Source organism: Nocardia coubleae NBRC 108252 (assembly GCF_001612805.1).
Lineage (GTDB): Bacteria > Actinomycetota > Actinomycetes > Mycobacteriales > Mycobacteriaceae > Nocardia > Nocardia coubleae.
The window spans coordinates 100,906-115,196 of sequence record NZ_BDBD01000025.1; the positions used below are offsets into that span (position 1 = coordinate 100,906).

At 68.7% G+C, this 14,291-nt stretch carries 11 protein-coding genes; 6 read left to right on the forward strand and 5 right to left on the reverse strand.

Annotation, left to right across the window (positions count from 1 at the left end; genetic code table 11):
• Nucleotides 1–53 precede the first annotated feature (53 nt).
• From NCO8_RS25625 to NCO8_RS25640, 4 genes are all read left to right on the forward strand, one after another.
• Complete coding sequence (locus NCO8_RS25625) at nucleotides 54–1,208, forward strand: polyprenyl synthetase family protein (protein ID WP_084457471.1); 1,155 nt, start codon at nucleotides 54–56, stop codon at nucleotides 1,206–1,208.
• A gap of 7 nt (nucleotides 1,209–1,215) precedes the next feature.
• Nucleotides 1,216–2,802, forward strand: coding sequence for a phytoene desaturase family protein (crtI, locus tag NCO8_RS25630; RefSeq protein WP_067642933.1), 1,587 nt, complete (start codon nucleotides 1,216–1,218; stop codon nucleotides 2,800–2,802).
• Nucleotides 2,803–2,903: 101 nt separating this feature from the next.
• Nucleotides 2,904–4,565 carry an alpha-(1->6)-mannopyranosyltransferase A gene (locus NCO8_RS25635; RefSeq protein WP_067642936.1) on the forward strand — a complete coding sequence of 554 codons (1,662 nt, stop codon included), beginning with the start codon at nucleotides 2,904–2,906 and terminating at the stop codon, nucleotides 4,563–4,565.
• Nucleotides 4,562–5,608: a phytoene/squalene synthase family protein gene (locus NCO8_RS25640; RefSeq protein ID WP_067642939.1), complete on the forward strand. Its 1,047-nt coding sequence runs from the start codon at nucleotides 4,562–4,564 to the stop codon at nucleotides 5,606–5,608. Before NCO8_RS25635 ends, NCO8_RS25640 begins: the two co-directional genes overlap by 4 nt.
• A gap of 265 nt (nucleotides 5,609–5,873) precedes the next feature.
• On the opposite strand, the gene NCO8_RS25645 is transcribed toward NCO8_RS25640, so the two are convergent.
• Nucleotides 5,874–6,242 (reverse strand): Rv2175c family DNA-binding protein, encoded by a 369-nt coding sequence (locus NCO8_RS25645; protein WP_067643287.1) that lies wholly within the window; start codon nucleotides 6,240–6,242, stop codon nucleotides 5,874–5,876.
• Nucleotides 6,243–6,369: 127 nt separating this feature from the next.
• Between NCO8_RS25645 and pknB the strand changes: the two genes are divergently transcribed.
• Entirely contained in the window at nucleotides 6,370–8,289 is a 1,920-nt protein-coding gene (gene pknB / locus NCO8_RS25650) for a Stk1 family PASTA domain-containing Ser/Thr kinase (protein ID WP_067643290.1), read from the forward strand.
• 102 nt (nucleotides 8,290–8,391) lie between these two features.
• Here the strand turns inward: pknB and NCO8_RS25655 are convergent, their stop codons facing one another.
• A complete protein-coding gene (locus NCO8_RS25655) occupies nucleotides 8,392–9,777 on the reverse strand; it encodes a class II 3-deoxy-7-phosphoheptulonate synthase (protein ID WP_067497414.1) in 1,386 nt (461 codons plus the stop codon).
• A 194-nt stretch (nucleotides 9,778–9,971) separates the two neighbouring features.
• On the opposite strand from NCO8_RS25655, the gene NCO8_RS25660 reads away from it, so the two are divergent.
• On the forward strand, nucleotides 9,972–10,469 hold the full coding sequence (locus NCO8_RS25660; RefSeq protein ID WP_067642942.1) for a polyadenylate-specific 3'-exoribonuclease AS: 498 nt from the start codon (nucleotides 9,972–9,974) through the stop codon (nucleotides 10,467–10,469).
• A 54-nt stretch (nucleotides 10,470–10,523) separates the two neighbouring features.
• On the opposite strand, the gene qcrB is transcribed toward NCO8_RS25660, so the two are convergent.
• From qcrB to qcrC, 3 genes are all read right to left on the reverse strand, one after another.
• A complete protein-coding gene (gene qcrB / locus NCO8_RS25665; RefSeq protein WP_067642945.1) occupies nucleotides 10,524–12,155 on the reverse strand; it encodes a cytochrome bc1 complex cytochrome b subunit in 1,632 nt (543 codons plus the stop codon).
• Entirely contained in the window at nucleotides 12,152–13,291 is a 1,140-nt protein-coding gene (gene qcrA, locus NCO8_RS25670) for a cytochrome bc1 complex Rieske iron-sulfur subunit (RefSeq protein WP_067642948.1), read from the reverse strand. The genes qcrB and qcrA overlap by 4 nt, the downstream gene beginning before the upstream one ends.
• Nucleotides 13,292–13,409: 118 nt before the next feature.
• Nucleotides 13,410–14,267 (reverse strand): cytochrome bc1 complex diheme cytochrome c subunit, encoded by an 858-nt coding sequence (qcrC, locus tag NCO8_RS25675; protein ID WP_084457473.1) that lies wholly within the window; start codon nucleotides 14,265–14,267, stop codon nucleotides 13,410–13,412.
• Nucleotides 14,268–14,291 lie beyond the last annotated feature (24 nt).

The following is a 14,291-nucleotide window of genomic DNA, read 5'->3' on the forward strand; positions in this document are numbered from 1 at the left end:
CGACGCTGTGCACGCACCGCGAGGGTGCGTCATCGGATCCTGACGCTCGCCATTTGGAGGCCGCCCTGTCCGCCGGAATCGGTACCCCGCTCTCCCGGTCCGCCGCCGACGTGCTGACCTCGGTCGACCTAGTCGCGCTCACCCCCGGCACACCGGCCTTCGTCGCGGCGGTCGAACAGGTGCTCACGGAGTTCTTCGCGAGCCGCCGCGAGATCGTCGAACCCCTCGGTCCGGTGTTCGTCGACGCGGCCGAGGCGCTGGAACAGTTCGTGGTGCGCGGCGGTAAACGCACCAGGCCGGGCTTCGCCTGGACCGGCTGGCTCGGCGCCGGTGGCGACCCGTCCGCCCCCGAGGCGGCCTCGGTGCTCACCGCGTGTGCCGCACTGGAACTGGTGCAGGCCTGCGCGCTGGTGCACGACGACATCATCGACTCCTCCCGCACCCGGCGTGGCTTCCCCACGGTGCACATCGACTTCACCGATCGGCACCGCACGGCCGGTTGGTCCGGTGACGGCGAGGCATACGGGTCGGCGGTCGCCATTCTGATCGGCGATCTGGCCCTGGCCTGGGCCGACGACCTGGTGAACGCGGCCGGACTCGACACCGCGTCCTTCGCCCGGTTCGCCCCGGTATGGGCGCGCATGCGCACCGAAGTGCTCGGCGGGCAACTGCTCGACATCAACGGCGAGGCCGGCGGCGACGAGTCGGTCGAGGCCGCGCTGCGCATCAACCGCTACAAGACCGCCGCCTACACCATCGAACGGCCGCTGCACCTGGGTGCCGCACTGGCCGGCGCCGACGACGCCCTGGTCGCGGCCTTGCGCACCTATGGAACGGATGTGGGTATCGCGTTCCAGCTGCGCGACGACCTGCTCGGGGTGTTCGGCGATCCGGCTGTCACCGGCAAACCGTCGGGCGACGATCTGCGCGAGGGCAAGCGCACCGTGCTCATCGCCGAGGCGCTGCGCCGCGCCGATCCGGAGTCGGCCGCGCTGATCCGCACCGGGCTCGGCACCGACCTCGACGACGAGGCCGTCGACCGGTTGCGCGCGGTACTGATCGACCTGGGCGCCGTCGACGACGTGGAGCGCCGCATCACCGAGCTCACCGAAACGGGTCTGGCCGCGATCGCGCACAGCGCCGCCACCCCCGCCGCCAAGCATCTGTTGCACGATATGGCGTTGGCCGCCACTCGCCGTACCGCCTGAGGACGTTGTGAAAACTGTTGTGGGACAAGCGAATCATGTCGTCGTCGTGGGGGCCGGGTTGGCCGGGCTCGGCGCCGCGCTGCATCTGCGGGGTGCCGGGCTCGAGGTGACCGTGCTCGAGCGCGCCGATCACCCCGGTGGGCGGGTGGGCCGTTACCGCTTCGCCGACTACGAGATCGACAGCGGCGCAACGGTGCTCACGCTGCCCGAGACGATCGACAACGCCCTCGCGGCGGTCGGGCAGACCCGGGAGGACGTCGGGCTGCGCATCCATCGCCTGGCTCCGGCCTATCACGCGCGCTTCGCCGACGGCAGCGACATCCGGGTCTTCGACGACGCCGAACAGATGGCGGCCGAGGTGACCCGCGCGTGCGGTCCCCGCGAGGCACGTGGCTATCGGCGTCTGCGCGATTGGCTCGGCCGGATGTACGAGGCCGAGTTCGACGAATTCATGAACGCCGATTTCGATTCGCCTCTCGACATGGTCCGCACACCGGCCGCCCGGTCGGCGCTGGCCCGGGTGGTGCGCCTCGGCGGGCTCGGCAAACTCGGGCCGCGGGTGCGCTCGTACCTCCGCGACGAGCGACTGACCAGGCTTTTCACCTTCCAGGCGCTCTACGCGGGGACGGCACCGGACCAGGCCCTCGCCGTCTACGGCGCCATCCCGAACATGGACACCTGCCTCGGGGTGTACTTCCCCGAGGGCGGAATGCGGGCCGTCACCACCGCGCTGGCCGAGGCCTTCACCGCCGCCGGCGGGCGCCTCGAGCTCGGCACCGAGGTCACCGGCATCGAGTACGCGACCCGCAAGGGCACCGCGTCACCCGGTGCCCGCCACGCCGAGGCCGTCCGCACGGTCGACGGGCGAAACGTCGCCTGCGACGCGGTGGTCATCACCGCCGACCTCGGCTCGATCCGCCGCTTCGGGCTGCGCAACCGGCGTGGGCTGCGGGCCTCGCCGTCGGCCGTCGTCGCGCACGGCACCGTGCCCGCCGAGGTTGCCGCGCGGTGGCCGGTGCAGGCCCATCACACGATCGAGTTCGGGGCCGCCTGGGAGCAGACCTTCCGCGAGATCGCCGCGGGCAAGGGCCGGGGCAAACTGATGAGCGACCCGTCGCTGCTGCTCACCCGCCCCGCGCTCACCGACGCGGGCCAGTTCGTCGACCGCGCCGACGGCCGCTGGGAGCCGCTCTCGCTACTCGCGCCGTGCCCCAACCTGACCTCGGCGCCGCTGGACTGGGACCGCATCGGCCCGGCCTACCTGCGCGAACTGCTCGCGACGCTCGAGCAGCGCGGTTACAGCGGCATCGGTGAGTATTTCCGCGTCGATCACCTCGACACACCGGCGACCTGGGCGGCCCAGGGCATGATCGCGGGCACGCCGTTCTCGGTGGCGCACCTTTTCCGGCAGACCGGACCGCTGCGTCCACGCAACCTGCCAAGGGGCGTAGACAATGTCGTTCTCGCAGGTTGCGGTACTACTCCGGGGGTCGGTGTGCCCACCACGCTGCTGTCGGGCGAACTGGCGGCGGCGCGAATCACCGGCAGCCGGGCGCACACCGGTAGCGACCACCGGGTTAGTGTTCGGAACTGAAGCCGTAAACTGACGGCCGACTTATCAGCTCGCGGTTGCGACCGCCGACCATCCGGGGGGACCGACCGAAGATGCCGCCCCCCGAGACGACCGTAGGCCCCATGGACACCACGCGCACCCTCGAACCGCAGCGCCATCTGCCCGCCGGGACCGATCCCGGCGTCCGGTCGCGGCTGCGCACTGTCGGCGATTTCGCCCGGAGTCCCGAAGGTCACGCGGCCTTCATGGGATTCTTCGGCGCCATCATGATCACCTTCGGCGGTTTCGGTGCGGGCGCCGTCCGCAAACGCGATCCGCTGCTCGAGGCGCTGCACCTGTCGTGGCTGCGATTCGGCCACGGCTATGCCCTGTCGATGATCGTCATCTGGGCCGGTGTGCTGCTGATGATCACCGCGTGGGTGCGCCTTGGCCGCACGCTCATCGGCAACGGTGAACCGAAGGTCACGCTCAACGAGCTGCGGGTGATCGTCGGAATCTGGATCACCCCACTGCTTTTCGCGGCCCCGATGTTCAGCCGCGACGCCTACTCCTATCTCGCCCAGGGTGCTCTCCTTCGCGACGGTTTCGACCCCTACCAGGTGGGTCCCGTCGCCAATCCCGGTGTGCTGCTGGACAATGTGAGCCCCGTGTGGACCACAACCACCGCGCCGTACGGGCCGGTGTTCCTGCTGATGGGCCGCGCGATCACCACGCTCACCGGTGACAATGTGATCGCCGGAACCATCGCGCTGCGCTTCGTCATGCTGCCCGGCCTGGCACTGATGGTGTGGGCGGTGCCCTATCTGACCAAGCATCTCGGCGGCAAACCGACCGTGGCGCTGTGGCTGGCGGTACTCAATCCGCTGGTGCTCGTGCACCTCATCGGCGGCGTGCACAACGAGATGCTGATGGTCGGGCTGATGTGCGCGGGTATCGCGCTCGTGCTCGAGCGTCATCATGTGGCGGGCATCGTCGTGGTGGCCATCGGCGTCGCGATCAAGGCGACGGCAGGCGTGGCGTTGCCGTTCCTGGTGTGGATCTGGATCCTGCACGAGAAGGAACGGCGGGCGGCCGAACGCCGGGCCCGCGCCGACTCCGATGCCGGTCTCGCCGAGGAACTGAAGCATCCCGACGCGGCTCGGCCATCGGCCGACATGCCGCACCCACTGCTCGTGTTCACCAAGATCGCCGGCATCGGCATCGGCGTCTTCGCACTGGTCTTCGGTGCGGCCTCGGTGATCGCCGGGGTGGGCTTCGGCTGGGTGACCGCGTTGCAGGGCTCGAACAAGATCATCAACTGGCTGTCGCTGCCGACGATCCTCGCCCACATGGTCACCTGGGTGACGCCGTGGTCGCTGGATTCGGTCCTGTCCGTCACCCGCGAACTGTGCAAGGTCGCGCTGGTCGTCCTGCTCGTGGCGACCTGGTGGCGGTTCCGCCACAGCGAGCGCGAGGCCGTGATGGGCATCATCGTCGCGTTCGTGGCGATCGTGCTGCTCTCCCCCGCCGCCCTGCCCTGGTACTACTCGTGGCCGCTTGCGCTGGCCGCCGGTTTCGCGATGTCGACGGTGACCCTGCAGTGGCTGGTCGGTATCTGCACCTGGCTGATGCTGGTGTTCCAGCCGGACGGCTCGATCGGCCTCTACAACTTCTGGCACGTGGCGCTGGCGACGTTCGCCGCCGTGGTGGCCGCCGTGTCGCTGCGCCACGTCGACCCGCTGCACCTGCGTTCGGCGAGTTCCCGCGCGATAGCCAAGGAACATGCACCGCCCGTCGCGGCATGAGTGTTCCCACCGCGCTGGACGACGCCTACGCGACCTGTCGCCGCATCGCCGCCGAGCACGGACGCACCTATTTCCTCGCCACGGCGTTACTGAGCCCGGAGCGGCGCCGGGCCGTGCACGCGCTGTACGCGTTCGCGCGGATGGTGGACGACATCGTCGACCACGCCGACGACCCCGCGTGGATCCTTGACCCGGCCGACCGGCCACAAGCGCTCCCGTCCAGCGCCACCCCAGGCGCACATGGTCCTGATCGCCGCCTTGCCCACGACAGCGACGGCATCTCCCCCGCTCAGCACCTCGATCTGGTCGAGAAGCAGCTCCGGCTGGCCATCGAGCAGGGCGACCTCGACACCGCCGACCTGCGGCGCCGCCAGATCATCACCGCGACGGCCGACACCATCGCCCGCTACGGCATCGCGCACGACCACATCTGGACGTTCCTCGATGCCATGCGCATGGATGTCCCCGGCACGACCGTGCACCGCAGGCGCTACGCGAGCATGGCCGAGTTGGCCGAGTACATGCGTGGGTCGGCCGCCGCCATCGGTCTGCAGTTGCTGCCGGTGCTCGGCACCGTGGTCCCGGTGGCCGAGGCCCAACCCGCTGCCGCCGCGTTGGGCGAGGCGTTCCAGGTCACGAACTTCCTGCGTGATGTGGCCGAAGACCTCGATCGCGACCGCATCTACCTGCCCGCCGACGAACTGGCCGCGTTCGGTGTCGACGAGGCGCGACTGCGCGCGTGCCGGACGGCCGGGCGAACCGATCAGCCGACGCGACGCGCTTTGGCCCATCTGATCGCCGTCAACCGCGACATCTACCGCCGCGCGGTCCCCGGCATCGACCTGCTGGCTCCCCGGGTCCGTCCGGCGATCCGAACCGCCGCCGTGCTCTACGCCGAGATCCTCGACCAGATCGAAGCAGCCGACTACCAGGTCTTCACCACCCGTGCGACGGTTCCCAACCACCGCCGAATCGTGGTCGCCGCCAAGGGTTTCGCGACTCAGCGCCGCCACGGGCCGGGACTCCGCTCCCGCGCGAGGTAACCACCACGAAGCCGAAGCCGGGCAAGGGCGCACTGAACATCCGGTCCGCCGGGAGACAGGCTGATGTGGCGAGCCCGACGATGCGCGACTCGGCGAGCAACTCCCCGATCGGCTTGCTCAGCCGGTGCACCGATCCTGAATCGGCCGTTCATCACCGCCCGCCGCGGTCGTCAGGGCTGATTCTTTGCCCTCGACGATTCGCACCTGTCCGCCGCGCACGCTCCGCTCAGCCTGCTCACGACACGCGCCCGTCGGCGGCAGGTCCTCAGAAAGGCTCTGCGGCGGCGCGGCGGATGACCTCGCGGGCCAGCGGGCCGTGCAGGGCGTCGACCGGGCGGCCGGGCAGGGAGTCGTCTTCGGTGTAGATCCAGCGGAGGATGTCCTCGTCGCTGTACTTGCCGTCGCGCATCACCGTGATCAGGCCGGGCAGCATGCGGACGATCTCGTCGTTGTCGTCGAAGAAGCGGGACGGAATGCCGACGACACCGCCCCGGCGCACCGCGATGAGCTGGTGATCGCGCAGCATCTGGTGCACCGCGGTCACCGGGACGGCGAGTATGTCGGCGGCCTCGGGCAGGGAGACGAGGGTTTCGGTGTCGGGCAGCACGTCGTCGCTGCAGGGAAAGGCACTCACCCGCACAACGGTAGTACGTGACGCGGCGCATCCATCGGCGGGCATGCCGTCGCACCCGGTTACGATCGTGGGGGCCGCACCACCGTGGCCAGTTTGTCGTACGCCGGAGGAACCTGTGATCGGCCAGATGCTGGAAGGGCGCTATCGCATCGACGCGCCGATCGCGCGCGGCGGAATGTCGATGGTGTTCCGCGGAACCGACACCCGGCTCGACCGTCCCGTCGCCATCAAGGTGATGGACCCCAAGTTCGCGAGCGACCCACAGTTCCTGAGCCGCTTCGAGTTCGAGGCGCGCGCGGTGGCCAAACTCAAGCACCCGTCGCTCGTCGCGGTGTACGACCAGGGTGTCGACGGCGAATACCCCTTCCTCATCATGGAATTGGTCGAGGGCGGCACCCTGCGTGAGCTGCTGCGCGAACGCGGCCCGATGCCGCCGCACGCCGTGCGGGCCGTCGCCGAACCGGTGCTGCGCGCCATCGGCACCGCGCACGACGCCGGCCTGGTGCACCGCGACATCAAGCCGGAGAACGTGCTGATCTCCGACGCGGGCGAGGTGAAGATCGCCGACTTCGGCTTGGTCCGCGCCGTGGCCGCCGCCAACACCACCTCCGCCAGCGTGATCCTCGGCACCGCCGCCTACCTGTCGCCGGAGCAGGTCACCACCGGCACCGCCGACGCGCGCTCGGACGTGTACTCCTTCGGCATCCTGATCTTCGAACTGCTCACCGGCCGCGTGCCGTTCACCGGTGACAATTCGCTGTCGGTGGCGTACCAGCGCGTGGAGAACGACGTACCGGCGCCGAGTCAGTTCATCGACGGTGTGCCCGCCGAATTCGACGCCCTCGTCGCCGAGGCCACCTCCCGCGACCCCGCGAAGCGCTTCGCCGACGCCAACCAGATGGCGGCCAACCTGCAGGCCGTCGCGATGACCTTGAACCTGCCGCCGTATCGCGTTCCGGCACCCCGTGATTCGGCCGAGCATCTCAGCGAGGCCTTTCGCGCACCCGTGGCCGCGGCGAATCCTGTTGCGCCCCCGCATGAACCCGCACCGCCGCGTCCGGTCGCCCAGCCGCAGCACACCCGGGTGGTCACCGCGCAACGGCCGCGGCTCGACGAGCACGCCAACCCGCCCGCGCCCCTGCACAATCCGTTCGTCCCGGCCGAGACCCATACCCGCCGCACCGGCCTGGTGTGGGTGGGTATCGTCACCGCGCTGACGCTGCTGGTCGGCATCGGTGGCTGGTGGCTCGGCGTCGGCCGTTACACGGCCGTGCCGCCGATCGCGGGCATGGACAGCGAGCGGGCCGTCGCCGTGCTGGAACAGGCCGGATTCGAGACCGTACTGCGGCAGAAGGCGTCCGACACGATCCCGGTGGGCGGCGTGGTCGGCACCGACCCGTCGGCGGGCTCACGGGTCACCAAGAGCTCCACCATCGCCGTGCTGATCTCCAACGGCAAACCGCGCGTCCCCGAGGACATCAAGCCGGGCGACCAGATCAGTGCCGTGAACGCCGCCATCCGCGACATGGGCCTGCAACCCATCGACAGCGGCGAAGCGGCCAGCACCGCCCCCAAGGGCTCACTGGCCAGGGTCGAGCCCGCCCCCGGCACCGTGCTGCCGATGGGCGCGCAGGTGAAGGTGTACCGCAGCAAGGGCTCCCAGCCCGTGAACGTGCCCGATGTGCGCGGCAAGACCACCGAGGAAGCCACCCAGGCGCTCACCAAGGCCGGACTCACCGTCCGCGAGGTGAAGGTGCAGTTCGACAAGAGCATCGAGGCCGACAAGGCCATCGGCACCGACCCCGCCGTCGGCACCACCCTGCAGTCCGGCGACAGCGTCACCCTGCTCGTCTCCAACGCGATCAAGGTCCCCAACGTGATGGGTCAGAACGTCGGCAACGCCCGCGCCAAACTCCAGCAACTAGGCCTGCGCGTAGAGGTCAAATCCCTCACCGACTCCGACAGCTCCCTGGTGATCGGCCAGGTCCCCGGCATCAACACGAACGTGGAGGCGGGCAGCGTCGTATCGCTGACCGCCCTACCTTGAAGAGATCGCGCCCCGGAAAAAGACGAAAAGCCCGACAAGGACGACGACAAGGAAAAGCCCGGCCGCGGCGGTAACCGCTGACCGGGCTCTACCGAAACCAGCTCAGCGCAGCATCTCCGCCACCAGGAACGACAGTTCCAGCGACTGCTGAGTATTGAGCCGAGGATCGCAGGCAGTCTCGTACCGACCGCCGAGATCCAGATCGGAGATGTCCTGCGCACCACCCAGGCATTCGGTGACGTTCTCACCGGTCAGCTCGATATGCATGCCGCCAGGATGGGTGCCGAGCGCGTGGTGGACCTCGAAGAACCCCTGCACCTCGTCGACGATGCGATCGAAGTGGCGGGTCTTGAACCCGGTGGACGACTCGTGGGTGTTGCCGTGCATCGGGTCGCACTGCCAGATCACCTGGTGGCCGGTGGCCTGCACCTTCTCGATGATCGGCGGCAGCACATCGCGCACCTTGCCGTTGCCCATGCGCGCCACCAGGGTGAGCCGGCCGGGTTCGTTGTTCGGGTCGAGCCGCTCGACGTATTCCACCGCCTGGTCGGGGGTGGTGGTCGGGCCGATCTTGAGGCCGATGGGGTTGGCCAGCAACTCGGCGAAGGCGATGTGGGCACCGTCGAGCTGACGGGTGCGCTCACCGATCCACAGGAAGTGCGCCGAGAGGTCGTAGAGCAGTGGTTCGCCCGTCTCGCTCTCGCTGAGGCGGAGCATCGCGCGCTCGTAGTCGAGGACGAGCGCCTCGTGCGAGGCGTAGATGCGGGCGGTCTTGAGGCTCGGGTCGTTGACCTGACACGCCGCCATGAACCGCAGACCCTTGTCGATCTCCTCGGCAAGGGTCTCGTAGCGCGCACCCGCGGGCGACTGGGCGACGAAGTCACGGTTCCAGTCGTGCAGGCGGTGCAGGTCGGCGGTGCCCGCGCTGGTGAGGGCACGGACCAGGTTCATCGCGGCGCTCGCGTTGGCATAGGCCCGGACCAGGCGTGACGGGTCGTGGCGGCGCAGCTGCTCGTCGGCGACCAGGGAGTTGACCATGTCGCCCCGGTAGGACTTCAGGCCGAGCGCGTCGATGTCGGCCGAGCGCGGCTTGGCGTACTGACCGGCGATGCGGGCCACCTTCACCACCGGCATGCTCGCGCCGTAGGTGAGCACCACAGCCATCTGCAGCAGGGTGCGGATATTGCCCCTGATGTGGGGTTCGGTGTTGTCGGCGAAGGTTTCCGCGCAGTCACCGCCCTGCATCAGGAAGGCCTCGCCACGCGCCACCTGTGCCAGCTGCGCCTTGAGGTCCTCGACCTCGGCGGGCAGGCAGATCGGCGGCACGCTCTCGAGCACGGTGCGCATCGTGGTGGCCTCGTCGGCGTCCCAGGACGGCTGCTGCAGGGCGGGGCGAGCCAGAGCGGCGTCCAGTCGCCTGCGCAGATCGTCAGGCAGCGGCGGCAGTTCCGGCAGGCGGTCAATCGGTACGTCGACGGTCCAGGTCACCAGATCAGAATACGGACTCACCGAAGCGGGCGAATATCCGGCGTACCTGCGACGGGCCGACGGGACCCCCGGCAGCGACCCCTGCGCACCACGCGCGAAGTGCCCGCATAGGGTTTCACTCAATTCATCGTGGGTCCGCCTGCCTCGTCGCGCCGGACGGGACGGGCGCCCACCGGCACGAAGAGGCGATCTCCCTGCGATATTTCTACGATTCGGAATTCGTCGAGGACGGCGTGACGATCGATCTGATCTCGATCGGTGTCGTCTGCGAGGACGGACGCGAGTACTACGCCGTCTCCACCGAATTCGACGCCGGACGGGCCGGGCCGTGGGTGCGCCGCAATGTGCTGCCGAAGCTGCCGCCTGCCGGTTCGCCGCTGTATCGCACCCGGGCCCAGATCCGCGACGACCTGTTCAAGTTCTTCCTGCCCCGGCCCGGTGTGTATCCGGAGCTGTGGGCCTGGGTCGGCGCCTACGACCACGTGGCGCTGTGCCAGCTGTGGGGCGACATGACCGCCCTGCCCAAGAACATGCCCCGCTACACCAACGAACTGCGCCAGCACTGGGTGGCCCACGGCAGCCCCGAACTGCCGCCCATCCCCGACGACGCGCACGACGCCCTGGCCGACGCCCGCCACAACCTGGCCAAGTTCGAGGCCATCGAATCCCACCGCCGCACGCCGCGCCTCTGAAAACGACGAAGGCCCCGAGTCGAAAACGACGCGGGGCCTTCGTTGTTCGCGGTATCAGTGACCGCTGTGGTCACCATTGCCGGTGCGAGCCTGGTGCTCGGCGAGGGCGCCGAGCATCTTGTGCTCCTCGGCCTCCTCGATCTCGGCCCAAGCCTGGCCCTCGGCGCGCGGGTCGGGGCGAAGGAAGCTGCCCGTACCCGGCTTGCCCGCCGAACCGAGGCGGTTCATCTTCTTCGGCACCGGGGCACCCTGGTACTCCAGCGGGATGGCGTGGCCGTGTGCGTCGACCCCACCCAGCGGCTGGTGCACCTCGATGTACTCACCGTGCGGCAGACGCTTGATCACACCGGTCTCGATGCCGTGCTCGAGCACCGCGCGGTCGCTGCGCTGCAGGCCGATGCAGAACCGGTAGGTGATGAAGTACGCCAGCGGCGGCAGCAGCAGCAGGCCGATACGACCGATCCAGGTGGTCGCGTTCAGCGAGATATCGAACTTCAGCGCGATGATGTCGTTGACGCACGACAGCGTGAGCACCACGTAGAACGCGATGGCCATCGCACCGATCGCCGTGCGCACCGGCACGTCGCGCGGACGCTGCAGCAGGTTGTGATGCGCGGTGTGGTCGTTGGTGAGGCGCTTCTCGATCCACGGGTAGGCGATCAGCAGCGTGAACACCAGGCCCATGACCAGCGCGACCCAGAACGCCGCCGGGATCGTGTACCGGCCGAGGTAGAGCTCCCAGGCAGGCATCAGACGCGCCATACCGTCGGTCCACATCATGTAGAAGTCGGGCTGTGAACCCGCCGACACCTGCGACGGGTTGTACGGACCGAGGTTCCACACCGGGTTGATCTGCAGGACACCGCCCATGATGCCGACGATGCCGAGGGTGAAGGCGAAGAACGCGCCCTGGTCGGCGGCGAACACCGGGACGATGCGAGCACCGACCACGTTCGTTTCCGTGCGGGCCGGGCCGGGGAACTGGGTGTGCTTCTGGTACCAGACCAGCGCCACGTGGGCACCGATCAGCGCCAGGATGATGCCGGGCAGCAGCAGCACGTGCGCGATGTAGAGGCGCGGGATGATGATGTCGCCGGGGAAGTCACCGTTGAAGATCAGCCAGTGCATCCAGGTGCCGACCACCGGGATACCGATGGTGATGCCCGAGAACGCGGCACGCAGACCGGTACCGGACAACAGGTCGTCGGGCAGCGAGTAACCGAAGAAGCCTTCGAACATCGCCAGGATCAGCAGCAGCGAGCCGATCACCCAGTTCGCCTCACGCGGCTTGCGGAACGCGCCGGTGAAGAAGATGCGGAACAGGTGGATGATGATCGACGCCGCGAACAGCAGGGCCGCCCAGTGGTGGATCTGGCGGACGAACAGACCACCGCGCACCTCGAAGGAGATGTTCAGCGTCGTCTCGTAGGCCCGCGACATGCCGACACCGCGCAGCGGCTGGTAGGCACCGTCGTACACGACGTGCGCCATCGACGGGTCGAAGTACAGCGTCAGGTAGATACCCGACAGCAGCAGGATGATGAACGCGTACAGCGCGATCTCACCGAGCAGGAACGACCAGTGGGTCGGGAAGACCTTGTTGATCGACCGCTTCACGAACGCCGCGGCACGATACCGCTCGTCCATCTCGTTGGCCTGGTTAGCGGCCATATCTCCAGCACTCATGAACGACGCTCCCAGAAGGCCGGGCCGAGCGGCTCGATGAAGTCGCCCGCGGCGACCAGGAAGCCCTCGGAGTTGACGGTGATCGGCAGCTGAGGCAGCGCGCGGGCGGCCGGACCGAAGACCGGCTTACCCCACTCGGTCGCCGAGAACTGCGACTGGTGGCACGGGCACAGGATCCGGTTGGTCTGCTGCTCGAACAGCGAGGTCGGGCAGCCGAGGTGGGTGCAGATCTTCGAGTAGGCGAAGTAGTCGCCGTAGTTGAAGCTCTCCTGGCCCTTGCGCTTGATCGCCTTCTCGGCGTCCTCGGTGCGCAGACGGATCAGCATGACGGAGTTACGGATGCCGCGCAGCGACTGCAGGGTGGCGTGCGAATCGCCGCGCCACTTCTCTTTCCAGGGGAAGACGGTTTCCATCGCGCCCGCGTCGAGATCCTCCGGGCGCACCAGGACGATGTCGTCGGGGCGGCCGGTGTCGCGGCGGATGTAGACGGTCTCGCCCGGGTAGTCCGGGGTCCAGCCCGACACCCACAGCGGCGACTTTTCCTTCTTCGCCCACGGGTTCTTGATCATGCCGCCGATGAACACCATCGCGGCACCGAGGCCGAGCACACCGACACCGGCACCGGCGGTGCCGAGCATCATCTTGCGGCGACCGAGGGTCGAGGTCTCGAGCGCGTCCTGCAGCTCGGCGGCCAGGGTACGGCGCTCGACCTCGTCGGACGGGCCGTCGTGGCGCTGCTGGATGGAGATCTCGGCGGGGATGAACCGCTTGCGGATCAGCACCACGGCAATACCGATGACCAGCACCGAGATACCGAAGGTCAGACCGATGAGCGGGGTGAACAGCGAGTAGGCCTCGTGGCCCTCGTCGCCCTTGCCCTTCCACTCCCACGGCCAGAACAGGAAGACACCGATCAGCGCGGCGGCCGCGAGACCGGAGACGGCGAACCAGAACGTGACGGCCCGCTCGGCGCGCTTCTCCGCCCGGGTGCCGGCCACCGGCCAGCGCTCGCCGCGGTACACGACCTCGACGTCGTCTCGCGCGGTACCGAGTTCGACGAGCTCGTCACGCGACATCGCGTCCAGTTCGTCTTCGGTGGGTTCGCGACCCATGTCGCTTCGCTCCTGTCCACTCATGACTGTGTCCTATCCGACGCGCCGAGCGCGACCTGCCCGATCACGTGCTGTGCCCGATTGGACATGCTCGGGCGCGCTGCGTGGTTACGCTGCGCTACCGCCTCCGCACGCTGACCGATCATGTCCGGGAACCGATCCACATAGCGGCGCCGACCACAGCGGTGATGCCGATGACCCAGATGGCGAGACCTTCGGTCGCCGGACCGAAACCGCCGAGATCCCAGCCGCCGGGCGACTTCTCCTCGGCGGAGTTCTTGACGTAGGCGACGATGTCGCGCTTCTCTTCCGGCGTCAGCTGCCGGTCGGAGAACTTGGGCATGTTCTGCGGGCCGGTGAGCATGGCGTCGTAGATCTGCTGCTCGTTGGCCGGCTCGAGCGGCGGCGCGAACTTACCGCCGGACAGCGCGCCACCGCGACCGGTGAAGTTGTGGCAGGACGCGCAGTTCATGCGGAACAGTTCCGAACCGCGGCCGATGTCGTCGCCGCGCAGCGATTCCTGGGCGATCTCGCCGTTGGCGTCGCGGATCACCGAGGGGCCACCGCCGTTGGCGGCGACGTAGGCGCCGAGCGCGTCGGTCTGATGCGCGTCGAACTTCTCCGGCTTACGCATGGCCTGGGCCTCGTTGCGCACCATCGGCATACGGCCGGAGGAGACCTGGAAGTAGACGGCGGCCTCACCGACACCGATCAGGCTCGGACCACGATCGGGCACACCCTGCAGGTTCGCACCGTGGCAGGTGATGCACGAGGTCTCGTAGAGCTGCTTGCCCTCACGGATCAGCGCGGACTGGTCCTCGTTCGCGGTGGCGATCTGCGGCTCGGGGGTGAGCGCGCTCGCCAGGAAGCCGGCTCCGACGAGGCCGACCATCAGCGCGAGCGCACCCGCGATACGACGGCGGGCGCGACGCTGCTTGCGCGTCTTGGCAGCCTGACCGGCGCCTGCGGGCTCGGGGGCCGACGGGGGAGATGAACTCATCTGTAGTCCCTTTGGAGTAGACGG